A 23,991-nucleotide genomic window follows, 5' to 3' on the forward strand; every position below is an offset into this window, starting at 1 on the left:
GTGGCGCGGTGGCGCGGTGGCGCGGTGGCGCGGTGGCGCGGTGGCGCGGTGGCGCGGTGGCTGAGCTTGTCGAAGCCCCGCGCCGCCGCGCCCCTCCGCTGGCTTCGACAAGCTCAGCCAGCGGAGGGGCGCGGCGCACTCACCCTGTTTCTCACAGGCCACTGGCCCGCGGGCCATTGAGTACTCAGGGTGACAAAGCAACGGGGTAATCAACAACATCCGCTTCCCTAACAGGATACTGCTGGTTTGTTCGGCATGATCAAGAACGCTAACGCCCATTGGGACGCCATGTTCGGCAATCTGCAATCTACAATCTACAATCTACAATCTGCAATCTACAATCGCAAGTGGCACCATGCCGGGCAAGAGTTTCACGAGATCTTTAGCGCGTCGTGCGCGCAGACCCAAACGCGCAAAGGGGTTATGAATACGCTGATCGGCGATCTGGTCGAGTTGCAACTGGAGGGCGGCACGCAGCAGCCGGTGGTTCGCTTGGGCTCGTTTCGGCACGTGAGTATCGGCCCAGGCGTAGAGCGCATCCAGGGCGCGTTGAGCTTCCGTCAGGGCTTCGCGCAGCGCACTCCGACTGGCGTTACGCCCCACTAACACATAGAGTTGCTGGCGCAACCTGATGTAGGTGAGCAGTTTTGCCCCTACCTCCCACTCCGCATACTCAGCAGCAAAAGCGGCAGGAATGTTGGGGGCACCTAGCTCTTCCCACGCTGCATAGCCCTGCTCAAGCTGAAGCGTGGCCTTGTGCAGCGCTTCGAGACGCAGTTCGGCATCACGACTAGTTATGTCGAGTAAATCAAGCAGGTCGGTGGGTGGATGGGTGATTGGATCACGCAGGCCGTGCGCTGGCGCTGGCGGTGCTTCGAGCACTGGCTCGCGGTTCAAGACGGGCTGCCAAGCCTGGCTTAAGGCTCGATAGGCACTGATCAGCGAGGGCGGGTGGTGGGGTGCCCGTGCGCTGGCATAGTCGTTCAAGAGTTGCTGCGGATCGCCTTGCGGTTCCCATGCGAGACGGGCGAAGAGGTAGGCGTTGGGCGGGGCATGCAGGAAGGGCCGGTCGCCAGTGAGCAGGACATGGAGGCTGCCCAGCCCAGCCTGCTGGTAGTAGCGCAGATCAGAGGCTATCACCTCGGGCAGTGGCGGCGGGGCCGATTTGAAGAGGATGCCATCGAGGTAGTATTCAAAGCTGCCCAACTTGGCCTGGGGTGAATTGGGATTACCACCACCAAAGGCAGCCACACACGCACTCAATTGCTCGGCAAGTGGCCCATTGGCGGGTGCGTCGAGCCCCACGGCATAGCTGCGTAAACGCGGCGCAACAAGCAACACCACAGCGGGATGCGGTTGCACCTTGGGCCCATAGGCGCTATCGTGGTAGGCCAAAAAGCTCACTTGGGCCGTAGGGCGCAGCGCCACCAGCGCCTCAGCGAGCGTATTGGTCGCCATGAGCACCTGATCGGCGGGACTCAACGAGGCACACGCCGCACACTGACACCACCCATGACCACGCAGGTCATCGGGCCACACATGGTAGACTTCGGCTTCAGGGTAGGCTTGGAAGAACGCGGTCGCCATCTGCCGCAAGATAGCGTGGGTCTGCGGGTTGCTAACACAAAAATTGTGGTCGGGATTGCGCTGCTGGCCATCGTAACGAAAGAGTTCCGGTTTGCGTCGAAAAAAGCGGCGGGGCAGCAGATCGCGCAAGTGGTGCCCGCCCAACTCGATCCGCATCCCATAGGAACGCAGCAGCGGCAAGAGTTGCTCGCGGCGGGCACGCCATGTTGCCAAGCGACAAGCACCCAGGGCTGGCTCGTGGATGGTAGTATGAACAAAGATCGTATTGAGCCGATTGCGAGCGGCCCATGCAATCCATGCCTCGGCCTCAGCTAAGAAGAGGTCGTGGCCCAACACCAGGCTGCGCACCGGCAAAGCCGGATGGTCACTAATTGCACTCGGGGGCAACCAGAGCGGCTGCGGGAGCGGCGTAGGGGTTGCAAGCACACCAGGCGAGGGCCAACGCAGCCCAAGCGTCTCCAGCAGATCATAGACCGCATAGAGCAAGCCCCGTGGCCCATCGCCGCGCAGCGCCAAACCATTGGCCGCCGGCGCACGCACAAAGCCATCACCAGCCAACCCATGGCTCAAGTTCAACTGTGGGCCATCCGACGCCGCAGCAAGGGCCAACTCCGGCCCACCGAGTTGCACCAACCCAGCCCGAAGCTCCTCAGCAGCTCGCTGGGCTACCGGATGGTCACTCTGGAGTGCAATGCACCATGAAGGAGAAAGGGTAAGCTCCACGGGGTCTATTATAGCGCAGTCGCGCAAAACTCGCCCGGTGTTCTGGACTGAAAGCCATTGATCGGGTAGCATAGGGGGTAAGTCGTCGCACCTCTGGCCATGTCGCCATAGGAGCCTAATACGCGAGAGAGGGCAATGAGCCAATACGATTACATCATCACCGGCGCGGGTGCCGCCGGGCTCAGTCTGGTCTACCATTTGGGGCAGTCCAGCCTGAAGCAGCACCGCGTGCTGCTTGTAGACGAGGCGCCCAAGCGGCGCAACGATCGGACGTGGTGTTTCTGGGAGGTTGGGGCCGGCATGTTTGATCCGGTGGTAGCTCGCAGTTGGGATCAACTCATTGTACACGGGCAGTCGCGCACGAAACAGTTTACGATTGAGCCCTACCGTTACAAGATGATCGAGGGCGGCGATTTCTACCGCTTTACCGAAGCGTGGGTGGCCCAACAACCCAATATTACACGCTGCTACGGACGCGTCGAGCGGATTGAAGATCGCCCTGATGGCGTTGCGGTCTTTGTGAACGGTCAAGCCTACCACGGTCGTTGGGCCTTCAACAGCATCTATACGCCTGAGCCCCCGCGCCCCACCTATGCCCACTGGTTCCAGCACTTTAAGGGTTGGGTGATCACTTCCGAAACCCCCGTCTTTGATCCCAACACCGCCACCTTCATGGACTTTCGGGTCGAACAGGGCCACGATGTGCGTTTTGTCTATGTGTTACCATACGATCAACACACCGCCCTCGTTGAGTATACCTTCTTCGCACCCGACCTTGTTCCCCATGAGGTCTATGATCGCGGGCTCCGTGACTATATTAGCCGCCATTTGGGGGTGCAGAGCTATGCAATCAAGCATGTCGAATTTGGGGTCATCCCCATGACCGACATGCCCTTTACCCGCCGCCCTAGCCCCCATGTGATGAACATTGGTACGGCGGGGGGCATGACCAAGGCGTCCACTGGCTATACCTTCCAACGCATTCAGCGCCAATCGGCGCGCATCACGGCCAGCCTGACCACCACCGGCCAGCCTTTCTACTATGAGCCGCCGCTCAACTACCACGCGCTCATGGATGGGGTCCTCTTGTATGTACTCGATACGGGCCGCGAACAGGGCCATGTCTTCTTCGAGCAGCTTTTCAGCCGTAACCCGCCCCAGCGCGTGTTCCGCTTCCTTGATGAAGACACCATTTTGTGGGAAGATATAGCCCTGATGCTCACGGTCAATGTGCCTACGTTTCTCTTCTCGAGCGTTGATCTCGCCGCTCGCCGCACCTGGGCCAACCTCGCTACCAGCGGTGCGACGGCCATGGAACGTGAGTAGGCTAGAACATCACGGTCATCCTAATATTCTTCGTCGGGGCACGACCCTCGCGTGCCCCCCACCCTCAGAGTTGCAATGAAGCATCTCGATACAGACTATGGCCCTTCTGTGGTACGGACATCTGAACTTGGCACCATCTATCTCAATGTCCAACCACATAGCCTAACGATCTCACAAGAGTTGCAGGCCACCTTTGCCTTCGACGGTGAAGGCCGCCCCTTGAGCTGTTTCCTCGATGGGCGTAACTACCGCTTTGGGCTTTCTGGTGCGGTACTGCTCAAGACCACCCATCCTGATGGCAAGCTGCGTCGGATCCTCGATCCCGCTGAGGCTGAAGCATTAGCGGCGACTGTTCACGCCCGTGCGACACGCATTGCCAATGCTATTATGCATGGGCGCTCACCGGCACTACGAGCATGGCTGGAACGTGTCGTGGCCTGGGATCGTACCCGGCGAGCAGAAGCGTGCCAAGCCTTTGCTGCCACCTATAGCCCGATCAGTATTGTGCCTCCCGACCACTACCAAGCGGTGGTCATTCAAGCCACTGAGGGGTGTAGTTGGAATCAATGCAGTTTTTGCAGCTTCTACCGTGATCGGGCCTTTCGCATCAAGAGCCCGGCGGCGTTGCAGGAGCATATTGTGCAGGTGAAGGCGCTGCTGGGGCGCGGCCTTGCGCTCAGGCGCTCCATCTTCCTCGGCGATGCCAACGCCCTGATTGTGCCCCAAGCGCGGCTGCGCGAACTCCTTGCCGTGGTCAATGCCGCCTTTCCGCCTACAGCCACTGGCGGGCCACGGGGCATCTATGCCTTCCTCGACATCTTTGGCGGCGAGATCAAGCAGGTTGCCGACTACGTTGAACTCAAGCAGGATGGCATCCAACGCATCTACCTAGGGCTTGAAACGGGCGACGAAGAGGTGTTTCGCATGCTCAACAAACCCGGTTCACCCGCCGAGTGTGTAGAGGTAGTGCAGCGCATCAAGGCGGCTGGGATCAACGTCGGCGTGATTCTGCTGGCCGGTGTGGGCGGGGTTGGCTTTGCTGAACGCCACCTCAGCAGCTCCCTCACGACCCTGCAAGCCATGAACCTCAGCCAAGGCGATCTGGTCTATATCTCGCCGCTTATCCCCCCCGCCACCAGCGACTACGCCCGCCAAATGCAGGGCGTGCAGCCCCTCGACACCGCAGCCATGCAAGCCCAACTGGCCGCCCTGCGCTCTGGTGCTCTCACGGCCAGCAATGCCCAAGCACGAGTGGCGCTCTACCACATTGAGGAGTGGTTGTATTAGAAGCTGTCTGAAAAGCTAGTAAGCACGCGTTGGAGTGCCGGCTTTAGCCGGCTGAAGCCGGCACTCCAACGTCAGTTCATAGACTTTTCAGACAGCCTCTTAGATTTTTTAGTCAAACTCGATCAAGTTGCTGATCCTCAAACGAACGCGGATCCTCCAACGGTTCTAGGTGGGTAAGCATGGTTGTGTTGGGTAGCGCCGAGCGCACTTCGGCTTCAATCTCTTCGAGCAGTTGATGACCACGGGTGACACTCCAGGCCCCTGGTACCAGGATATGCACCGAGACGAAGCGCCGGGCGGCGGCTTGGCGCGTGCGCAGGGCATGGTACTGCACCCCCTCACGCATCTGGAATGAGGTTAAAATCGCTTCGACTTGGGCCAGTTCAGCGGTGGGCAAAGCCGTATCGAGCAGGCCCAAGGCCGAGTTGCGGATGAGGCGCACGCCCGACCAGATGATATTTGCGGCCACAACCATCGCAATAATGGGATCGAGCCGCTCCCAGCCGGTGAGCGCCACGGCAGCAACGCCCACCACCACCCCCACCGAAGTCCAGACATCGGTAAAGAGGTGTTGGGCATCAGCCTCAAGCGTCACCGACTGATACTCCCGCCCGGCCTGCAGCAGAATCCGGGCCACCACCAAATTGATCAGCGAAGCCACCACCACGATCACCAAGCCGAGCCCCACCTGTTCAATCGGTTGGGGCGTGATGAGCCGATCAGCGGCGGTATAGATGATACTCACTGCGGCCAACAGAATCAGGCCGCCCTCCACACCACTAGCGAAATACTCCGCCTTGCCGTGACCATAGGCGTGATCTTCGTCGGGAGGACGGGCGGCAATCGTGAGCGCGATCAGCGCCACAATAGCCGCCACTAAGTTGGTCAATGATTCCAGGGCATCAGAGAGCAACCCAACCGATCCGGTGATCAGGTAGGCCCCAAACTTGAGCCCAATGGTAACAATGGCCGCAACAATGGCAAGCCAAGCAAAGCGGGTAAGACTAGCGCGTGATGTATGCATGATGACGTTAACAAAACCCCTCAGCTCCCGTATACCCTCTATGCTATAGTAGACGTATCGAGTGTGCCACAACTCTTGTGGCCACACGCTGGACTACAAGGAGGTAGAGCCATGCTAGTTGGTGAACGTATGAAGTACCCGGTGATCACGGTCACCCCTGAAACCTCTGTCCATGATGCCTTGCATCTGATGCGAACCGAACACATCCGCCGCGCCCCGGTGGTCAACCATGGGCGCTTGGTGGGCATTGTCTCTATGAAGGATCTGCTGAACGCCTCGCCTTCTCAGGCGACCACCTTGAGCGTTTGGGAACTGAACTACCTGTTGAGCAAATTGACCGTTGCGTCCTGCATGAGCCACAAGGTGCAGACGATCAGCGAAGATATGCCGATTGAAGAAGCCGCCCGCATTATGGCCGACCAACGGATCGGCGGGTTGCCGGTTTTGCGTGGCGAAGACGTGGTCGGTATGATCACTGAGACCGATCTCTTCAAGATTTTACTCGAGTTGATGGGTGCGCGTGATGCGGGGGTGCGCTGCGAAGTGCGTATGCGCGACGAACCGGGTCAATTGGCGGCAGTAACGGGCGCTTTGGCCAGTGCTGGTGGCAACATCATCGCCTTGGGCACCTTTGCAGGCGACGCACCAGGCCACAGCCATGTCACCTTCAAGGTCGCGGGGCTCACTCCGACCGAGGTGCGTGCCTATGTCGCACCCTTGGTCGAGCGGGTGATTGATGTGCGGCAGAGTCACCCATAGGGGCTTTCAGATAGCGAGTTTTTGAAGAGAGCGCAGAGAGGGTTTTACCACAGAGGCGCAGAGGGCACAGAGGGGTAGGGGGTGATACCAAAGCCGATAGCCGATAGCTGATAGCTGAAAGCCGGACATGGCGTCTCAATGCGCTTGAATGTTATTAGGCATGCGGACTGTTCAATGGTAATTGGTATGAGGTATTCTGGATGGCCCTCACACCCTACCCCCTACCTCTGTTCCCCTGTTCCCCTGTTCCCCTGTTCCCCTGTTCCCCTGTTCCCCTGTTCCTCTTCACCACGCGACCTCTGTACCCAAGCCTAATGCATGAGCACGCGCTACAGCGAGGGTAGCTACGGCAAGATCTTGGGCGGCGCTACCAACCGATTTGAAGAGCGTAATCTCTTCGGCGCTGATCCGTCCGGCGAGGAATCCCGCTGCAACCGCACCAATTTCGCCAGCCAGATGGTTGCTGCTGATCAGCCCTGCATCACGGGCTTGAATCAGATCACCCGCCTCAGCCCAAGCGGCCTCGGTCTGATCCACAAAGACCCGCGCTCGCGCAACGCTCGCGGGGGGCACTTCGGCCATGGTAGGTTTGTAGGCTCCAATCGCATTGATGTGGGTACCCGGCTTGAGCATAGGGTCACTGAAGAGCGGGTGCAAAGCGGACGTAGCGGTACACACGACATCAGCTTCGGCCAGAGCTTGTTCACTGCTCGTGGCCAGCCGCAGATCAAGGGTGAGCCCAGCTCCACGCATGCGCGCCGCGAGCAGTTGGGCGCGTTCGCGGCTGCGATTAACCAGCCAGATGCGTTCAATGGGGCGCACCGCGCACACGGCAAGCGCCTGGGGCATGGCCTGAGCCCCAGCGCCAAAGAGCGCCAGCACACGAGCATCGGCGCGAGCCAGGTGGCGAGTAGCCACCCCCGAGGCCGCCCCAGTCCGCAGCGCGGTCAGGTAGGTACCATCGAGTACCGCAAGCGCTTGGCCCGTCTGCGGATCAAAGAGATTGACGAGGGCGTTGATGGTGGGTAGACCACGCCCAAGGTTGCGGGGGAAGATCGAGACCACCTTCACCCCCAGTGCAGACACAGCGGGATCATTGATGCGGGCAGGCATAAAGAGGCTCATGCCCTCATGTTCAGGTGCAGGAATATGGGTACGCAACGGCACCTCAGCCTGATTGCTGGCAAGACTCACAAAGGCTGCTTCAACCGCATCAATAGCCGCAGTCATCGGTACCGCTTGGCGAACATCTTCGGCGGAGAGGAGGCGCATGTTGGTCTCCTAGTTCAAGGGCGAATAGAACATATGTTTACTGCCGCAAAAGAACGCAAAGGGAAGGTTTCAGAAAGGCGCTTGTAGCTTTACCGTCGTAGTGCCGACTTTAGTCGGCATCCAGAGGTTGTCGGCGACCTCAGCCGACTAATGGTCTTCCAGTAAATAATCCGCTAACCAGACCTCGCAGATCTGGCATATCTATCAGGTCTAGTCCGTGCCGCGACACCGGATTAATTTCTGGAAGACCATAAGTCGGCACTACCTATGGCGCAAACGGTAAAGTGGACTGAAACCATCCCAAAGGAACAAGAACAAGCTGTGGTATCTTAGGTGGTTACTTTGCTACACATCCCTACAAGCAAAAATACCCCTGTAGCATAACACAAAAACGAAAGCCGGAGGATGCACATGTACACCTCCGGCCCTCGAATGTAGCTATCGGCTATCGAATTTGGTACTACGCCTCAGCGACCACGGCCTCTTCAGCCACGGCAACCGGCTCACCGCCTTCTGCCTCTTCGTCTTCGATCTGACCATTCTCAGCCATACGGCGCAGCGAGAGGCCCATGCGCTGACGCTGGCGGTCGAGGCTAATCACCTTGGCAGTGACCGACTGACCGGGCTGGAGCACATCGCGGGGCTGGGTCTGGGGATCAACATCCAGCTCACTGGCGTGAATCAGGCCCTCAACCGCCTCTTCGACCTGCACAAAAGCCCCAAAGGGAGTCACATTGGTAACCGGGCCACTCACCAACTGGCCCAAAGTATAGCGCTGATCAATGCTATCCCAAGGATTCGCCTGGAGTTGGCGCACCGAGAGACCAATACGCTCACGGTCGCGGTCAATCTCAACCACCACCACCTTCAACTCTTGGCCGGGTTGCAACACTTCGCGGGGATGGTTGACGCGCTGCCAACTCAACTCCGAGATATGGGCGAGGCCATCGGCGCCACCGAGGTCAATGAAAGCCCCGAAGTTGGTAAGCTGGTTGACCCGACCAGAGAGGACATCACCGGGCTGCAGTTCAGTCAGCAGGCGCTGCTTCTGAGCCTTACGCCACTCTTGGGTTGCACTGCGCTCGCTGAGGACAAGGCGATTGCGCTCACGGTCAACCTCAATCACCTTAAGCGGAATCTCCTGGTTGACCATCTTCTGCAGCGCCTGCTGGCGCTCCTCTGCAGCGGTACGACCATGGAGTTGCGCCACCTGCGAAGCGGGAACAAAGCCACGAATGCGATTAAACTGGACGAGCAGGCCACCCTTATTAAAGCCAATCACCTTACAGCGGGTAATGCCCCCATCCTTAAACAACTGCTCGGCATACTCCCAGTCTTTCGCCACCTGCACCATCGTGAGCGAGAGGATCAGATCGCCATCGCGATTCTCTGGCTCCTGGACATAGACCTGAATTGTCTCACCGACCGTCAACGTGCTCAGGAATTCATCGCCCATCTGCCGCAGATCCTGTGCTGGGATGACCCCTTCACGCTTGGTTCCGATCGAGACGAGCACCCCGTTATCTTCGATCTGCATAACCATACCCTCGCGCAATTCACCGCGCTGGGGGCGGGCGTAGTCATACTCGTCGAGTAACGCGATCCAATCGAGGTCTTCCTGCACCTCCAGGGTCATCTGATCCGATTGCACCGACATGCTTCAAAGCCTCCTAAAAAGATTTTGCATAGCTATAAAACCAAATGCGTGAGCAAAAAAAAAGCCACCTTCCCGCAGGCAGGTGCGCTTGCTCTATCTCGTTATCGAGCTTGGAGGATCGAACCGCAGCGGGCTTTACAACTATGTTTACAATGGGTGCAATTATAATGCAGCTAATAGGGCTTGTCAAACTATATTTACGCTTTCGTGTTGGCGGCTTCGCCGCCAACACGAAAGCGTAAATATAGTTTGGGGGCGACTTCGCCGCCCTACCCCGCTGAGCTACACGACGCGCACGAACTTGCGCCTTCCCACCTGCACTACCACCCCGGCACCGGGTTGCAGAACGACCGCATAGTCAGTGATGCGCTCACCGGCAATGCGGACGCCCCCGCCATCAATGAGGCGCCGCGCTTCCGCTTTGGAGGGAGCAAGCTGGGTTGCAACCATCAGATCGAGGAGCGGCGTTGGGCTTTCGAGCCGATATTCAGGGATGTCTGTAGGCAGTTCGCGCTGCACAAACTGGCGCACAAACGCCGCTTCGGCGGCCTCACCATCGGCGGGCGAATGGAACTGAGCGACCACTTCACACGCTAGGCCCATCTTCAGGTCACGCGGATTAACCGTACCCGTCGCGAGGCTTTGGCGGATTTCATGCACCTCGACCATAGGCCGCTCACTCAAGACCTCAAAGTAGAGTGGCAACACCGCGTCGGACATTGACATCATGCGCCCAAACATCTCATTTGGTGCCATACCAATATCCACCGTATTGAGGAAAGTTTTGCTCATCTTGCGCCCATCGGTACCAGGAATGAGCGGAAGCAACAAGACCTGTTGGGGCGTCATGCCAAGCTGCGCCATCAGTTCACGCCCGGCCAAAATATTGAACTTCTGGTCGGTGCCTCCAAACTCCACATCGGCCTGCATCGCCACCGAATCGTAGCCTTGCAGCATGGGGTACATCAGTTCAAGGATGGTCAAGCCCGCCCCAGCCTCATAGCGTTTCCGAAAGGTCTCGTGGGCCAACATCTGCGCCAGGGTAAAGCGACCAGCAAGATCGAGCGCCTGTTCAAGGCCAAAGGTGCCAAACCACTCACTCTGCCAACGCACCTCAGTTCGCGAGCGATCAATCACACGAAAGAACTGCTCCATGTAGGTCTCCGCATTGCTGCGTACCTCAGCGGCAGTCAAGCGGGTGCGCGTCTCATCGCGGCCCGAAGGATCGCCAATCTGGGCCGTCCAATCACCCACAATCAACACAACCTGGTGGCCCAACTCCTGAAACATACGTAGCTTACGTAAACCAACAGCGTGGCCAATATGCATATCGGGCTTGGTCGGATCAAAGCCCTGCTTCAGGCGCAACGGCTTACCCGCCGCCAAGCGCTCGCGCAGTTCACGCTCAATAATCACTTCAGCAACGCCACGGGTTAACAGTTCATCTATCGTGGTCATAACGGCATCCTTAATTATGGTCGCATGGGCGTAGCTATAGTAGCATGAGCCCTAGATGAGCGTCAACCATAGGGTATATTAACGTCACCTCCGGTGGGGGTTTGGGCGAGGCTGCGCCTCCCCCGAAGAATTTTTTTTCTGTCGTGTTGGCGGCGAAGCCGCCAACACGACAGAAAAAAGCAGGTTTGGGGCGTAGCCCCAACAACATTGATGTAATCCTAGTCAACCCTAGGGCTACGTTAATCGAAGAAGGATCACCATGATCAATCACCAATTGTTACGCCAATGCGCCTATTTTGCCGAGTTGCCCGATCCAATCCTGCAGACAGCAGCGGCAGCAACGCGCATCCGCCGGGTTTTGGGTGGTGAGTTCTTCTTTCATCAGGGCGATCTGGCCAGCCATTTCTATGTGCTGATCGAGGGCAATGCGCGCCTTAGTCAGATTACCCCTGAGGGGCGTCAGATTATTATGGGCCTCTTGCGCCCTGTGCATGAGGTTGGCATCATTGCGGCTATTGCTGGCTCACGCTACCCCCTTGATCTCCAGGCGTTGCAGGATAGTGTGGCGTTGACTTGGGATCAGGCGGCGTTGCGTGATTTACTAGAAGCCCACCCCATCTTGGCGCTACGCGCCCTCAGGATGGTTTCGGCACGCTTTGTGGAGTTGCAAGATCGCTACCGCGAATTGACCACCGAGCGGGTAGAGCGCCGTTTGGCGCGGGCGGTCTTGCGCCTCGTAGCGCAAGTGGGCCGCCCCGAAGTTGATGGGATTACCATTGGGATGCCCTTGGCACGCCAGGATTTGTAGGGGCCGAACACATCAACGACCTGCCCATCTCCTACGATATTGCTTGGTACGAACAGAAAGCGGTACTCGTGCTGCTCTCACTCCTGCATCTGGGGGTCAAGGGCATCCGTTTAGGGCCAACGCTACCCGCCTTCCTCTCGCCCAACATCGCCAACTTCTTGGTCGAAACCTTTGCCATCAAGGGGATTGGGACGGCAGAGGAGGATGTCGAGGCTATGCTGATGGGCGTGTAGGGCGAGGACTTGCTTGGTGCTGTTTAGGGCCAAAGCCGCCAAACAGCACCAAACAAAGAGAGCCTGAGGCGTAGCCCCAAACTAACAGCAACGCCCCCGGCGCGTGAGCAGCCAGAGCAGGGCGGCGCCCCCGCCCGCCCAGAGGGCACCCTGACGCAGGGGCGAAGGCAAGAGCGCAGTGAGCGGTGCGGGTGCCCGTTCGTTCTTGATCAGATTGCTCGGTGGTAAGACGCCAAGCATACGGGCGAGATTATCAAGCGTTGGCTCGATTGCACTATGCTCACGGCGGCCAAACTCATCATGAGCGAGGCGGAAGGGAAAGAAACTAGGTAGCACATAGGGCAACACCACCCCATTCTCCACACGCGTACCTTCACGATCGGGCAGCATACTAAACATCCAAATTTGAGCCCCCCGTGGCGCAAAGGGCGTCCCAACACGCCATGCAACGCGGAAGGGTGGCTCCCAGATCACCATGCGGTTCGTGCTGACATAGTGAATACCACGGATCTCCTGCTGGGCCACAAAGATGCTTCCGACCTTCAGTGGCTCATCACCAAGCACCTCAACTGAGCGCACCTGACCACTACCAGCCAACTGGGGATGGCGTGTCGGATCGCTCACCACGCCCCAGACCGACTCTATCGGAGCGGCAATCACCCCACTCACCGAAGCACCAAGGTAGCAAAACATGGTTGTTAGATTCCTTAGCTAATCCTCATGTTCACGGCGCAACCGATCTACCAATTGGGTATAAAATTGGCTGCTCGGACGCAGACGCACAAAGGTACAGACACGGGGACTCCGGCGCACCACCACCTCATCGCCATAGTGAAGCGGGAGGTTCTCGCGGCCATCAACGGCCAGAATGGCATGGTGGCGACTGTCAACGCGAATCGTAACCACCGCATCCTGGTGCAGTACCATCGAAGGCACCCGCGTCAGATGCGGAGCAATGCCCACCAGCACCAATGCGTGGGAACGGGGGTCAACAATTGGCCCACCCGCCGCAAGCGCATACGCAGTTGAACCTGTAGCAGTCGCAACCAAAACCCCATCGGAGTGGTAGGTAGTAAGCGGCGACGCATCAATCGTCACATACGCCTTGATCACGCGACTAATATCACTGCGTGAAAGGACAACCTCATTGAGTGCCGTAAAATCGGCACTAATTTGGCCATCACGGTAGAGCATTGCCCGAATCAGGGTACGCTCGTCGTACCACCCCCCCCCTTGCATCAGACGTTCAAGCGCCTCAAAGACCTCAGAGGGCTGCACTTCAGCCATAAAGCTCAGGTGGCCCAGTGCTACGGCAAGCAACGGCAGATCAAGCGGAAAGCAAAGGCGGGCAGCCCGCAGAATCGTGCCATCCCCCCCCATCGCTACCATCAGATCAGCATCATTGACCGCACTCGGATTATCACGCGCCTCCTGCGAAACCCCCCGCCACGTCATAATTCCATGGCCGCGTAGCCAAGCAGCCACATTCGAGGAACACTCAACTGATCCCTCGGAGTAGGGATTGTAGATGACCGCCACACGTCTAATCATGGAGCATGCTCCCATTACGATGATCGCACTTTCGCCGACACGCTACTCCGTTCCACATGTTCCTGCACACCAGTGCGGAGATCTTTCAGGACTACGGTGTCACGGGCCAACTCATCGGGGCCGAGGACGAGGGCAAAACGTGCGCCTTTGCGATCGGCCTCTTTGAACTGTTTGCCCAATGCTGTCGTTGGTTCTAAACAGAGCAAGGTGTTGATTCCGGCAGCCCGGAGTTCGCGGGCCAGGGCCATACTCGCTTGGGTCTGCTCCGGGCCAAAGATGGTCACAAAGGCAACAGCCGTGCCCGTCGCTTGCGGGCCAAGCCCCAACTGCTCCATCACATCATGCAAGCGATCAATGCCAAAGGCCAAGCCTACGGTCGGAATAGAACGTTTTGCAAACTGGCCGATCAATTCATCGTAGCGTCCGCCACCAAGGAGCGAGCCTTCCGGCCAATGAGGGGTGATCGCCTCAAAGACCAAGCCGGTATAGTAGGCCAAGCCGCGCGCTAGGCGGGGCGCGACGGTGTAACGTTCAGCGGGGATGCCAAGGCCCACGAGAGCCTCGCTGATCGCCCGTAGGTTGGCCACGGCAGCAACCGCCCGCTCATCATTGGCGAGGCGGGCAGCGAGTTCCTCAAGCACCGCTGGGGCGTCGCCCTCAATCTGCACCAAAGCCAGAATCTGCTCTGCTGCACGCGGTGCCACCCCGGAGCGCAGCAGTTCTTCTTGCACCCCAGCGGCACCAAGCTTGTCGAATTTGTCAATGGCCCGATAGACACCACCAGCGGCAGCTTCATCAAGGCCGCTTGTGCGAGCGATCCCACCAATCAACTGGCGGTGATTGAGCATAGTAACGAAATCAGGGAAGCCAAGGGCGCTCAGCGCTTCACAGAGCAGGGCGACAATTTCGGCATCGGCTAGAGGCGAAGAGCTGCCAACAATATCGGCATCAAACTGATAGAACTCACGGTAGCGCCCACGGGCCGGGCGTTCGCCGCGATAGCTGGGACCATAGGCGTAGCGCCGCCAGGGCAGCACCAACTGGCCCGCATACTGCGCCACCACCCGGGCCAGCGGCACCGTCTGGTCGTAACGCAGCGCCAACTGTCGCCCGCCGTGATCCTCAAAGCGATAGATCAGCTTCTCATCATCACCGAGCTTCCCTTCAAGCACCTCGGCATACTCCACCACAGGCGACTGAAGCGGATCAAAGCCGTAGCGTTCACACACCTGCTGGAGCGTCGCTACAATATGCTGGCGCAGCAACATCGCCTGGGGCAGATGATCGCGCATACCTTTGATGTTTTGAATGGTTGCCATAAATACTATTTCTGCAATAGCGCAAAAGGAGCGCTGTCTGGGTGCGCGGGCCTTTGGCCCGCACACCCAGGATGGCGTATTCACAGCGTTACTTTTGCGCTATTGCCTATTTCTGCTTCTAATGACCAGCAAGTTGCCCACATGCCGCCGCAATGGAGGCACCACGCTCAATGCGGATCGTACAGGCGACACCATAGTCACGCAGGATCTGTTGAAACTCATGCACACGGCTACGCTCCGAGCGGCTGAGGGGAACACCAGGCACCGGATTCCAAGGGATCAGATTGACATGGCAGAGCAGTGGCGGCCCTTTACTGATGCTTTGGCCACGCAGCAACTTAGCGAGCGCCATAGCCTGATAGGGATGATCATTGCGCCCGTGGAGCAGCACATACTCAAAGCTCACACGCCGCCCACTGCGCTCAGTATACTCACGGGTCGCAGCGAGCAACTCGGCCAAGGGGTAGCGCCGATTGATCGGCATCATCGTACTCCGCAACTGATCATCGGGGGCATGGAGCGAAATAGCCAGATTGATCGGCAGAGGCGCTTCAGCCAAGCGCAGAATGCCCGGCACCACACCAACCGTCGAGACGGTCATGTTACGCGCCCCCAGATTGAATCCATTCGGATCGTGCAAGCGCTCCACCGCAGCCCACCAGCGCTCATAGTTCGCAAAGGGTTCACCCATACCCATAAAGACCACATTGGTCACCCGGTTCACTTGGTGGGTCACCCGCTCACTAAAAGCGCCAGACTCACTCCCCCACCATTGGGTATCAGCTTCTCCTGTTGACATGATGGGGGTGTGAGGCGTAGCCGCAAGCTTAACCTGCCACGCCCGCAATTCACGGCAAGCCCACAGGACTTGGGCCACGATCTCACCGCAAGAGAGGTTGCGTAACAGACCCATGCGCCCTGTGGCACAAAAATCGCAGCCCATCGCACAGCCAGCCTGCGTACTCACACAGACCGTCACCCGATCGGCGTAGATCATAAGAACGCTTTCGATCAGTGCGCCATTGGACACACGAAAGAGCGCCTTGCGAGTCAAGCCATCATCGGCCTGTTGGCTTTGCACAAGCTCCAGTGGATCTAATTGGGCCTCATGGTGCAGGCGCACACGCAACGGCAATGGCAGATCGCTCATAGCCGCCGGATCGTTTGTGAGATTCAGGTAGAGTTGGCGGTAGAGCTGTTTCGCCCGAAAGGGCTGTTGCCCCCAAGCGCGCATAAGCTCTTCCAACTCAGCCAAGCTCAGGTTGTAGAGGACAGGTTGTGGCATAACGCCGCCATTATACCACTTTGATATAGCCCTAACATCTGTTGTTATGGCGTGTAGGGCTACCGCCCTACAACCCGCTTTGGGGCTGCGCCCCAAACCCTCTTTTTCTTGCCATTTGGCGGCTTCGCCGCCAAATGGCAAGAAAAAGAGTTTTTTTGGTGAGGCTTCGCTTCCCCCCACGCTCCATGCTAGAGCCCAATAAGGGCTGCTGCCAAGAAGAAGCCGAAACAAACCGCAAGCACAAAGACAATCACAAAGAGAATCATGATCACATAGAGCGCCTTATTGCCCGGCAGATTCATCCCGGCCTGAATAGCGAGATAGGTTAAGTAGAGGTTATAGCCCAAAAGCAATAAGACCATCAACCAACCAAGTAGCGGAATGAGCCCCACGAGGTTACTAATAACCGAAAGGGGCGCACTAAAGAGCGCCATGTTATAGGCCAACTCACCAAACGCGCCAGTTCCGCCAAAGGCTTTGCCTAAACCATAGGCGATACCCCAGTACATGAGCAAGAATATCACCGTGAAGATCATCATAAAGAAAATAGTCATAAAGACATTTGCAGCACCAGGATCAGCCACGCCCAATTCACGCAGCTCAGGCGGCAACGGTTCTGATGGGAATATGACATTACCGATGGCTGTAATGATGGCATTAATTACCCCAGCACAAATCGAGTAGATCAAAGCCCACTGCAAATTGTCGCGCTCATGTTCTTCAAAGGTCTGGACGGATGGGTTGGTCAAGACAGCACGGCTGCCGTTCATCATTTCCTGAAACATAGCGTTTGCTCCTTAGAGGCTGTCTGAAAAGTCTATGAACTGGCGTTGGAGTGCCGGCTTTAGCCGGCTAAAGCCGGCACTCCAACACGTACCCACGAGCTTTTCAGACAGATCCTTAGCCTATACGTTGTCGCATACTTCTATTGTACGCCTATGAGTCAAGGTATGAGCCAACCTCTCGGATCGCACCCGCCAAGCGCCGAATAGCCTCATCAAGCTGTTCGGCTGGCGTTTCGCTAAAGGCGAGGCGGATGTGGTCGTCACCACTGCCGTCGCTGAAGCAGCGGCTGCCGGGTAGAATCTCTACGCCATGTTGGATGGCAAGGGGCTCTAGTTCAGTCGCGTTAACCCCAGAGGGCAGGCGCAGCCAGATGAAGAAGCCGCCCTCGGGCATAACGAAGCTCGCTTCGGGCAACTCGCGGCGTAAGGCGTTGGCCATGCGCTCACATTTGGCAGCATAGTGTTGACGTAGGACTGCGATGTGCGCCTCTAGCCGACCATCGGCACTAAACTCGGCCACCAGGTGGGTAACAAAGGGGCCACTGCTGCCTTCGGGTTTGAACATGAAGAGGCGATCAATCAGGGCTTTGGGGCCGTGGGCCCACCCAACGCGCAGGCCCGGGGCGAGGATTTTGGAGAAGGTGCCAATGCGTAACACCCAACCCTCAGTGTCCAGAGCCGCCATGGGCGGCAAGGGCTCGCCACGGAAGCGCAGATCAACGTAGGCATCATCTTCCACAATGAGCAGACCGTACTCGGCGGCGAGTTGCACGATGCGCTGACGACGGGCGAGACTGAGGGTGACCCCCGCAGGATTTTGGAAGGTGGGGATACTGTAGAGGAAGCGGGGGCGCACACCAGCGGCGCGCAATTCCCGTAGTGTGGCTTCAAGGGCATCAACATCAAGCCCCGCACTATCCACCGGCACACCAACAAGCCGGGCACCGCCCCGCGCAAACATGCGTACTGCGCCCATAAAGGTAGGCGCCTCAACCAGCACGGTATCGCCGGGGTTGATCAAGACATGGGGCAGAATGCCGAGAATCTGTGATGAGCCATAGGCAACCAGAATTTGGCGTGGCTCTGCGGCCACCCCCTCATGGCGCAAGCGCTCGGCAATGAGCATCTTGAGACTGCGCGCATCAGGGGCATAGTTGAGAACCTCGCCAATCTTGTTTGAGGTAAGCTGGGCTGCCGCCTCGATCAACTCCTCGCCAGGCAACATGAGCGGATCGGCGAGGCCATAGGCCAACGAAATCAGGGGAATCGCCCCGGCTACTGGCGGTGCAGCCCAGATCGGTGGGGCCAACTCGCGCGCCTGGGGCGTGAAGAGCTCTGAGAGTTGCATAGACCACCTCCGGTGGGGGTGCGGGGCGTAGCCCCAACGACGTTGACGTAGCCCTTGAATTAAGCTCGTGAATAACGTAGAGAGTGTACCATAATGGTATAATTGAGCCAAATCTATGGATACAATTGACCTCAACTGTGACTGTGGCGAAGGCTTTGGCCCCTGGACAATGGGTGATGATGCGGCGCTGCTGCCCTCTGTCAGTTCGGCCAATATTGCCTGCGGTGGCCATGCGGGCGACCCTGATACGATGCGTCGCACGCTGCGTCTGGCCCATACCTTGGGCTTGAATGTCGGAGCCCACCCTAGCTTTCCCGACCTCCATGGCTTTGGGCGGCGCGTGTTGCCCATGCGCCCCGACGAGCTTACCAATAGTATCTTGGCCCAACTGGGAGCGTTGACAGCGCTGGCCAAGGCCGAGGGGGTGCGTTTGCACCATGTCAAGCCCCACGGGGCGCTCTACAACCAAGCTGCCGTGACGCCAACCGTAGCCCATGCGTTGGTTGAAGCGGTGCTGACCTTTGATGCCAACCTGATTCTGGTGGCGCTGGCCAATTCGGCCCTAGAGCAAGTGGGACGCGCTGCCGGGCTCGTGGTGGCGCGTGAAGCTTTTGCCGACCGGGCCTATGAGCCGGATGGCACCCTACGTCCGCGCCAACTTGCGGGGGCAGTAATCCTCGACCATGCCCAGAATCTTGCCCAGACGCTGATGATTGTGCGTGAAGGCCAGGTGCGCACCTATGATGGTAGCCTGATTCCACTCCAGGCCGAGACCATCTGCCTGCACGGTGACACCCCCGCTGCCGCTGCCCGTGCCGCCTTCCTACGCCGTGAATTGGAGGCAGCGGGGGTGGCGGTAGGCGGATTGCAGCATGGGTGAACTACTTGGGGCTCTTGGTTTAGCTTGGCCGCGCTTGTTGTTCTATCCAGGGGGCATCTTTGCGCTCGTGGCCGCGTGGCTCCTCGCCATGTGGTTACGCCACTGTGCTCGTGCGCTCATCCTGGAACCTGAGGCAACCTGGCAGCCCAACCGCATCATACCATTTACGATTGTAGATTGCAGATTGCAGATTGGCGAACATGGCGCTCCAATGGGCTTTAGCGTTCTTGATAATGCGGCATGTTCAAGGGTAATTGGTATCATTGCTACCGTACCACCACTGGCAGTCGTCAGCCTCTTGCCCTTAGCGCCGGCCCGCCCCTTTCCCTACGGCCTCGACCTCATTGTCGCCCTTGCACTACTCGAATGGCCACGCATATGGCTACAACGGCAACCCACACGGAATGACCTACTCCACGCCTACTGGCCGCTACTGATTGCCGCTTGGGGCTGGAGCGAAGCAACTGGTGGTCTTGGCCTGAGTCGCCTCTTAGCTTGGCCCGAACCCATGGCCCGCCAAATCCTCATGCTCATGGGCACAGCCCTCTGGCTCACCAGCTTACCGCCCCTGCTCGACGGCGAGCTACGGAGCCTAGCCGCACGGCTACGGGCCCTGGGCCTACTGCTGATTGCCTGCCTACCGCTGATAGCGCTACTGGCGGCCTACGGAGCAGCATGGCTACCTAACGCATGGCAGGGGCGGATCTTCCCGCTGGTGGCCCTTGTTAGTGCAGCCCTGCTGCTTGGTGCTTTACTCCGCCTGCCCCCCAAGCTGCTACAGCGTGGGCAACTACTGCTGGCGCTGGGCCTGTTGGGGGTGTGGGTAAGCTTGTTGGTCTAAGAAGCTGTCTGAAAAGGGCTTCAGTGTCGTTCCACACGATGTGGCACACGCTGGGGTGCCGACTTTAGCCGGCTAAAGCCGGCACTCCAACGCCAGTTCATAGACTCTTCAGACAGCCTCTAACGTGCTTACTACGACTTCGTTACCGGCTCACGTCGCGTTACCGGGGCAGGCGTAGCAGGAGGTGCCGTGACCATACTCTGGCGCAAGCGCAACACCGCCTCCTGGCTCAAAGCAACAAAGATACCACCCATAGTTCCAAGCACCAAACCCGCCCCACCAAAAAGAATCAAGCTAACCAAGAGTGAACGCGGTGTTTCAGGCATCAGGCTAATCACCCGCACCGAAAGCTGTGAGGTCAACTCAGCAATCCGCTGCTCCTCAAGCTTGGTGCGCAGCAAATTGACCGAAGAGAGCGCCGTATCGCGCCGCTGGATCAACTGGCGCTCTTGGGCCCGCAATTGCTCATACTCACTCCGCAAGCCCGCCAACTGAGTTTGGTACTGTTGAATCGTAGCCGTATCGAGCCCTACCAAGCCTGTCTCGCCGCTGCGGATCACCAAAGCCATGCGCTCAAGCTCAGTCGCAAAACGAGTGCGTTGGCCCTCCATGGCTGCAATCAGGCGATCAAGCTCAGCCACCGTCGTGGGCGTATTGGTGATGGCCGCGACATCATCAACGAGCAGTTGCAGCGGCAGCGACGACGTGCTACTCGAACGGGCGCGCAGCGACAGGAGTGCCAGCGAACTCGCCAACTCATCCGTCAAACCCGCCTGCAACTGCTCGCGCACCGTACGGGCATCCTGCAGAATCACCTCAATCTCACGGGTGCGCTGGGCATAGGCGGAATAGAGTGAGCGCTCGGCATCAAGCGAGCCATCAACCAAGCCTTGCAGCGTCTTCTGCTGACGATCAATTTCGTAGACGCGGCTCTGGGCCAAAAACTCCTCCAGCGTTGCCTGCTGGGTCGCCAAATTCGCTTCAGCCACCGCCAACTGCTCATCAACCAAACGGGTGAGCAACGCATCACGGCTATAGGTCTCAAGCACCAAACGCTCAAAGTTGCGTGCCCAAGCCTCAGCTAACCCCAACGCCTCGGCTTCATCCTCACCCGACGCAGTGATCGTGATCAGATCGCCGTTGGCCTCAACCTCAATCTGTTTCAACAACTCCGTGACATCTTCAGAGGTCTCCAACTCCACCCCAAGCTCACGTGCCACCCGTTGAACCATTTCACTACTCAGTGCCAGCGTTGTCAAGGCATCATTACGAGCTATGACATTCGTTGAAAGGGTCGCATCACGGCTAGTGAAGCGCTCATCAAGTGACACCTCAGAGCCGCCGGGCAAAATCAAGATCTGAGCAGTAACCTGATCTGCTCGTGGGCGTATAATCGCCACACTTGCGGCCAACAAAGCCAGTACCAACGCCATACTGATCACAAAGCGCCAGCGGCGCAGTACGGCCAACAACCAAGGCCGCAGATCGATCTCATCGTCCATGGATATAATCAACCTCCAAAAGCGCAGCATCAATGTCGTAGCGATTGTAGCAGATGGTTAGGGGGGCGTCAATCAATCTTATGTTCTTCCATGTTGGCGGCGAAGCCGCCAACATGGAAGAACATAAGATGTTGTTAGCGCAAACAAGCCTTGGGCTGGCAGGCGACCTCACGGTGGCTTCGACAGGCTCAGCCACCGCGCCGCTGGCTGAGCCTGTCGAAGCCAAGCGGCGCAGCCCAGGGCTTCTTCGCGCTAACAATATTTTTCACCCAGACTCTCTACTCACCAACAGCACATGCTTCAGCGCAACCATAAGGGCAACCAAAAAACTTCCTACCAGCAGCGGGTAGAAGGGCGGCCAGCCGAGTGGCCCTGGGCGCTGGGCAGCCATGCGCGAAACTGGCCAGAGCGCATCGAGGCGCTGGTGCTGGTAGATGGGGGTGAAGGCGAGCGCAAAGATGGGATCAAGCTCACCATTGACGACGACCGATCCATGGGGTTCGGTCTGGCGACTCACCAGGATACGCACATCCGCCCCCTCAGGCAACGGGGGTGGCTCTAGGATCAATTGGAGCGTCGGGCTGCTGGTATGGAGCGTTGCACGGGTGAATATTGGTGCAAAACGAACTTCCAACACCCCCTGTTCAGTGGCCCCCAAGGGCACCTCAAGGTTGATGAGGTCACGCGGCAAGCCACCCTCATGGCGCAGGCGCAGGCGCAAGGGCAATTCTGTTGCCAACGGATCAACCTTTAAGCCCAAACGCAGGCCCACGAGATACTCGCCCTCAGCCATGATCCGCTGTTCAAGCTGTGTCACCTCTGTTAAAGCGAGCAACTCTACTCCATCGAGCGCTGCACCTGGCTGCGCTACCGGCTGTAGCGCTGCAAGCATAGCCGCGCTGGTCAGCACAATCAATAACCCTATGACCAATGGAAACCAATAGGAACGTATCATGTTAGATAGTAGAAATCTACTAGCACGCTACTCCACGCAAAGCTACTCAGACCCACAAAGAGCAATAATAACCCGATGGTAGCCCATCTGCGCCAGGGTTGTGGAAAGAGCCCCTGCCAGCCTAACGCCAAGAGCCAGAGGTGGGGCAAGATTGCCCAGAACATATAGCGCCCACGCGGGATGTGGAGCCATTGTCCGTAGGGCGGCAGTGGATGCACATGCATAATCGTTACAAACCATGCCACACAAACCATCGCAAAGCATAACCAGATCGAACGCTGTTGCCACAGAGGTAATTGCCCGCGCAATTGCCATCCACGCACCAAGAGGCCGATGCAGACTGCTACGGTTAGCATCCGCGCCATGAGGTCAACACTAGCGCCCAAGCTAATATGGCCCCATGCCAAGCGAGCCCAGAAGCTCTCAAACATCACCCGCACCACCTCAGGGTAGATTGGTGCCGAGAGTTCCCAATCTGCGACCGAGAGGAGCCACCGATCAAGGTAGATACGTAGGTGGTTGCGATCGAATTCAAGCAACCAATCACGCGGCAAGATGCGTAAGGCCCCCTCAACCCGCTCGAAGCGGAAACTGGCTATGCTCACACCAGCCAGCAAGCTCAAACCTGTGGGCAACCAAATGCGCCACGGTAGCGGTTGGCGCCAACCAGCCCAGAGCAGGGTAAGCCCAAAAGGGACAAGCATAGGAATTGCGGTGCGTTTGGTGAACAACGCTACAGCCAAACCGAAGAGCGCTAAGAGCAAGCCCATCGGTTGAAAACCATCGCGCAAGAGCCGCGCACAACCCAGGAGCAACACGAGCGCGGCAAAATTGACCAGCACATCGCTATTGACTGCGGTCATAAGGTCGGCAAAAGTAGGGGTAAAGAGCAGCAACAGCGGGATGACCAGTTGCATCAATGGTTCATCGGGCAGCAAGGTTACCGCAATACGCCACGCCGCCAGCACCGAGAGCGCATAGAGCACCAAGCTCACCATGCGTGCCCCATAGAGCTGCAACTCCACCGAACGATCCTGCAAGAAGCCAAGCGGTACTGCGGCAACACTATAGTAGAGCGGCGGATGCACACGCTGATTGTAGCCGAGCCGAATACGTCGAGCTTCCTCGATGTTTGGATGCTCACCTGGGGGATAAAAGCCATGACGATACATCGAGACCGCAATCGCATGGCTGATGCCTACCGCTTGTGGGCCAGGTGCCTCAAATTCACCAGCGGCAATCTGGGCTGCATACTCAAAGTGGGATGGCTCATCGTAGTGCTGCCATGGCGGGACAAGCGCCAGATAGAGCAGGCCGTGCAATAGAGCTAGGGGCAACAGCCAACTTATGACTGCCCACTCAGCTTTCCATACATTCCATTGGGCAGCCAT

22 protein-coding genes are annotated in these 23,991 nt (G+C 58.1%); 7 read left to right on the plus strand and 15 right to left on the minus strand.

Going from position 1 to position 23,991, the window contains the following annotated elements:
- Both CJ255_RS22600 and CJ255_RS07860 read right to left on the minus strand, forming a co-directional pair.
- Positions 1–279, minus strand: a 279-nt coding sequence (locus tag CJ255_RS22600) for a hypothetical protein (RefSeq protein ID WP_133117001.1), incomplete at its 3' end; no start/stop codon positions are given.
- Positions 280–321: 42 nt separating this feature from the next.
- On the minus strand, positions 322–2,382 hold the full coding sequence (locus CJ255_RS07860; protein ID WP_217352425.1) for a DUF4838 domain-containing protein: 2,061 nt from the start codon (positions 2,380–2,382) through the stop codon (positions 322–324).
- 63 nt (positions 2,383–2,445) lie between these two features.
- On the opposite strand from CJ255_RS07860, the gene CJ255_RS07865 reads away from it, so the two are divergent.
- Complete coding sequence (locus CJ255_RS07865; protein WP_097643537.1) at positions 2,446–3,636, plus strand: lycopene cyclase family protein; 1,191 nt, start codon at positions 2,446–2,448, stop codon at positions 3,634–3,636.
- Positions 3,637–3,711: 75 nt separating this feature from the next.
- Positions 3,712–4,923 carry a radical SAM protein gene (locus CJ255_RS07870; RefSeq protein ID WP_097643538.1) on the plus strand — a complete coding sequence of 404 codons (1,212 nt, stop codon included), beginning with the start codon at positions 3,712–3,714 and terminating at the stop codon, positions 4,921–4,923.
- Positions 4,924–5,035: 112 nt separating this feature from the next.
- Here CJ255_RS07870 and CJ255_RS07875 read toward each other — a convergent pair whose 3' ends face one another.
- Positions 5,036–5,947 (minus strand): cation diffusion facilitator family transporter, encoded by a 912-nt coding sequence (locus tag CJ255_RS07875; protein ID WP_097643539.1) that lies wholly within the window; start codon positions 5,945–5,947, stop codon positions 5,036–5,038.
- Between the two features lie 111 nt (positions 5,948–6,058).
- Here CJ255_RS07875 and CJ255_RS07880 point away from each other — a divergent pair, with 111 nt between their 5' ends.
- A complete protein-coding gene (locus CJ255_RS07880; RefSeq protein WP_097643540.1) occupies positions 6,059–6,706 on the plus strand; it encodes a CBS and ACT domain-containing protein in 648 nt (215 codons plus the stop codon).
- A gap of 285 nt (positions 6,707–6,991) precedes the next feature.
- Here CJ255_RS07880 and CJ255_RS07885 read toward each other — a convergent pair whose 3' ends face one another.
- The 3 genes from CJ255_RS07885 to tyrS all read right to left on the minus strand — a co-directional run bounded on the left by CJ255_RS07885 (position 6,992) and on the right by tyrS (position 11,093).
- The gene (locus CJ255_RS07885; RefSeq protein ID WP_097643541.1) at positions 6,992–7,978 is read right to left on the minus strand and encodes an ornithine cyclodeaminase family protein; all 987 of its coding nucleotides are present in this window, start codon (positions 7,976–7,978) and stop codon (positions 6,992–6,994) included.
- A 460-nt stretch (positions 7,979–8,438) separates the two neighbouring features.
- Positions 8,439–9,635, minus strand: coding sequence for a 30S ribosomal protein S1 (locus CJ255_RS07890; RefSeq protein ID WP_097643542.1), 1,197 nt, complete (start codon positions 9,633–9,635; stop codon positions 8,439–8,441).
- Positions 9,636–9,917: 282 nt separating this feature from the next.
- Positions 9,918–11,093, minus strand: coding sequence for a tyrosine--tRNA ligase (tyrS, locus tag CJ255_RS07895; protein ID WP_097643543.1), 1,176 nt, complete (start codon positions 11,091–11,093; stop codon positions 9,918–9,920).
- Positions 11,094–11,352: 259 nt separating this feature from the next.
- Here tyrS and CJ255_RS07900 point away from each other — a divergent pair, with 259 nt between their 5' ends.
- Both CJ255_RS07900 and CJ255_RS07905 read left to right on the plus strand, forming a co-directional pair.
- Positions 11,353–11,901 carry a Crp/Fnr family transcriptional regulator gene (locus tag CJ255_RS07900; protein ID WP_097643544.1) on the plus strand — a complete coding sequence of 183 codons (549 nt, stop codon included), beginning with the start codon at positions 11,353–11,355 and terminating at the stop codon, positions 11,899–11,901.
- 20 nt (positions 11,902–11,921) lie between these two features.
- Positions 11,922–12,134, plus strand: coding sequence for an anaerobic carbon-monoxide dehydrogenase catalytic subunit (locus tag CJ255_RS07905; protein ID WP_281257196.1), 213 nt, complete (start codon positions 11,922–11,924; stop codon positions 12,132–12,134).
- Between the two features lie 81 nt (positions 12,135–12,215).
- Here the strand turns inward: CJ255_RS07905 and CJ255_RS07910 are convergent, their stop codons facing one another.
- The 6 genes from CJ255_RS07910 to CJ255_RS07935 all read right to left on the minus strand — a co-directional run bounded on the left by CJ255_RS07910 (position 12,216) and on the right by CJ255_RS07935 (position 18,422).
- Positions 12,216–12,827 carry an SRPBCC family protein gene (locus CJ255_RS07910; protein ID WP_097643545.1) on the minus strand — a complete coding sequence of 204 codons (612 nt, stop codon included), beginning with the start codon at positions 12,825–12,827 and terminating at the stop codon, positions 12,216–12,218.
- A gap of 18 nt (positions 12,828–12,845) precedes the next feature.
- The gene (locus CJ255_RS07915; RefSeq protein ID WP_097643546.1) at positions 12,846–13,685 is read right to left on the minus strand and encodes an NAD(+)/NADH kinase; all 840 of its coding nucleotides are present in this window, start codon (positions 13,683–13,685) and stop codon (positions 12,846–12,848) included.
- Positions 13,686–13,699: 14 nt separating this feature from the next.
- A complete protein-coding gene (gene hisS / locus CJ255_RS07920; protein ID WP_097643547.1) occupies positions 13,700–15,004 on the minus strand; it encodes a histidine--tRNA ligase in 1,305 nt (434 codons plus the stop codon).
- Between the two features lie 118 nt (positions 15,005–15,122).
- The gene (locus tag CJ255_RS07925) at positions 15,123–16,289 is read right to left on the minus strand and encodes a radical SAM protein (protein ID WP_097643548.1); all 1,167 of its coding nucleotides are present in this window, start codon (positions 16,287–16,289) and stop codon (positions 15,123–15,125) included.
- A 188-nt stretch (positions 16,290–16,477) separates the two neighbouring features.
- Positions 16,478–17,074 carry a YIP1 family protein gene (locus tag CJ255_RS07930; protein ID WP_097643549.1) on the minus strand — a complete coding sequence of 199 codons (597 nt, stop codon included), beginning with the start codon at positions 17,072–17,074 and terminating at the stop codon, positions 16,478–16,480.
- Between the two features lie 151 nt (positions 17,075–17,225).
- The gene (locus tag CJ255_RS07935; protein WP_097643550.1) at positions 17,226–18,422 is read right to left on the minus strand and encodes an aminotransferase-like domain-containing protein; all 1,197 of its coding nucleotides are present in this window, start codon (positions 18,420–18,422) and stop codon (positions 17,226–17,228) included.
- 115 nt (positions 18,423–18,537) lie between these two features.
- Between CJ255_RS07935 and CJ255_RS07940 the strand changes: the two genes are divergently transcribed.
- A complete protein-coding gene (locus CJ255_RS07940; RefSeq protein ID WP_097643551.1) occupies positions 18,538–19,302 on the plus strand; it encodes a LamB/YcsF family protein in 765 nt (254 codons plus the stop codon).
- The gene (locus CJ255_RS07945) at positions 19,295–20,143 is read left to right on the plus strand and encodes a hypothetical protein (RefSeq protein ID WP_097643552.1); all 849 of its coding nucleotides are present in this window, start codon (positions 19,295–19,297) and stop codon (positions 20,141–20,143) included. Before CJ255_RS07940 ends, CJ255_RS07945 begins: the two co-directional genes overlap by 8 nt.
- A 131-nt stretch (positions 20,144–20,274) precedes the next feature.
- Here the strand turns inward: CJ255_RS07945 and CJ255_RS07950 are convergent, their stop codons facing one another.
- From CJ255_RS07950 to CJ255_RS07960, 3 genes are all read right to left on the minus strand, one after another.
- On the minus strand, positions 20,275–21,645 hold the full coding sequence (locus CJ255_RS07950; RefSeq protein ID WP_165774612.1) for a GumC domain-containing protein: 1,371 nt from the start codon (positions 21,643–21,645) through the stop codon (positions 20,275–20,277).
- Between the two features lie 265 nt (positions 21,646–21,910).
- Entirely contained in the window at positions 21,911–22,600 is a 690-nt protein-coding gene (locus CJ255_RS07955) for a hypothetical protein (RefSeq protein WP_097643554.1), read from the minus strand.
- Positions 22,597–23,991 carry a glycosyltransferase family protein gene (locus tag CJ255_RS07960; protein ID WP_097643555.1) on the minus strand — a complete coding sequence of 465 codons (1,395 nt, stop codon included), beginning with the start codon at positions 23,989–23,991 and terminating at the stop codon, positions 22,597–22,599. Before CJ255_RS07960 ends, CJ255_RS07955 begins: the two co-directional genes overlap by 4 nt.

The organism is Candidatus Viridilinea mediisalina (assembly GCF_002532535.1).
Taxonomy (GTDB): domain Bacteria; phylum Chloroflexota; class Chloroflexia; order Chloroflexales; family Chloroflexaceae; genus Viridilinea; species Viridilinea mediisalina.

What these genes read in the sequence shown, in the direction of transcription:
- CJ255_RS07860 (WP_217352425.1), bottom strand. Translation starts at nt 2,382, where the DNA reads ATGCTACCCGATCAATGGCTTTCAGTCCAGAACACCGGGCGAGTTTTG.
- CJ255_RS07865 (WP_097643537.1), top strand. Translation starts at nt 2,446, where the DNA reads ATGAGCCAATACGATTACATCATCACCGGCGCGGGTGCCGCCGGGCTC.
- CJ255_RS07870 (WP_097643538.1), top strand. Translation starts at nt 3,712, where the DNA reads ATGAAGCATCTCGATACAGACTATGGCCCTTCTGTGGTACGGACATCT.
- CJ255_RS07875 (WP_097643539.1), bottom strand. Translation starts at nt 5,947, where the DNA reads ATGCATACATCACGCGCTAGTCTTACCCGCTTTGCTTGGCTTGCCATT.
- CJ255_RS07880 (WP_097643540.1), top strand. Translation starts at nt 6,059, where the DNA reads ATGCTAGTTGGTGAACGTATGAAGTACCCGGTGATCACGGTCACCCCT.
- CJ255_RS07885 (WP_097643541.1), bottom strand. Translation starts at nt 7,978, where the DNA reads ATGCGCCTCCTCTCCGCCGAAGATGTTCGCCAAGCGGTACCGATGACT.
- CJ255_RS07890 (WP_097643542.1), bottom strand. Translation starts at nt 9,635, where the DNA reads ATGTCGGTGCAATCGGATCAGATGACCCTGGAGGTGCAGGAAGACCTC.
- tyrS (WP_097643543.1), bottom strand. Translation starts at nt 11,093, where the DNA reads ATGACCACGATAGATGAACTGTTAACCCGTGGCGTTGCTGAAGTGATT.
- CJ255_RS07900 (WP_097643544.1), top strand. Translation starts at nt 11,353, where the DNA reads ATGATCAATCACCAATTGTTACGCCAATGCGCCTATTTTGCCGAGTTG.
- CJ255_RS07910 (WP_097643545.1), bottom strand. Translation starts at nt 12,827, where the DNA reads ATGTTTTGCTACCTTGGTGCTTCGGTGAGTGGGGTGATTGCCGCTCCG.
- CJ255_RS07915 (WP_097643546.1), bottom strand. Translation starts at nt 13,685, where the DNA reads ATGATTAGACGTGTGGCGGTCATCTACAATCCCTACTCCGAGGGATCA.
- hisS (WP_097643547.1), bottom strand. Translation starts at nt 15,004, where the DNA reads ATGGCAACCATTCAAAACATCAAAGGTATGCGCGATCATCTGCCCCAG.
- CJ255_RS07925 (WP_097643548.1), bottom strand. Translation starts at nt 16,289, where the DNA reads ATGCCACAACCTGTCCTCTACAACCTGAGCTTGGCTGAGTTGGAAGAG.
- CJ255_RS07930 (WP_097643549.1), bottom strand. Translation starts at nt 17,074, where the DNA reads ATGTTTCAGGAAATGATGAACGGCAGCCGTGCTGTCTTGACCAACCCA.
- CJ255_RS07935 (WP_097643550.1), bottom strand. Translation starts at nt 18,422, where the DNA reads ATGCAACTCTCAGAGCTCTTCACGCCCCAGGCGCGCGAGTTGGCCCCA.
- CJ255_RS07940 (WP_097643551.1), top strand. Translation starts at nt 18,538, where the DNA reads ATGGATACAATTGACCTCAACTGTGACTGTGGCGAAGGCTTTGGCCCC.
- CJ255_RS07945 (WP_097643552.1), top strand. Translation starts at nt 19,295, where the DNA reads ATGGGTGAACTACTTGGGGCTCTTGGTTTAGCTTGGCCGCGCTTGTTG.
- CJ255_RS07950 (WP_165774612.1), bottom strand. Translation starts at nt 21,645, where the DNA reads ATGGACGATGAGATCGATCTGCGGCCTTGGTTGTTGGCCGTACTGCGC.
- CJ255_RS07955 (WP_097643554.1), bottom strand. Translation starts at nt 22,600, where the DNA reads ATGATACGTTCCTATTGGTTTCCATTGGTCATAGGGTTATTGATTGTG.
- CJ255_RS07960 (WP_097643555.1), bottom strand. Translation starts at nt 23,991, where the DNA reads ATGGCTGCCCAATGGAATGTATGGAAAGCTGAGTGGGCAGTCATAAGT.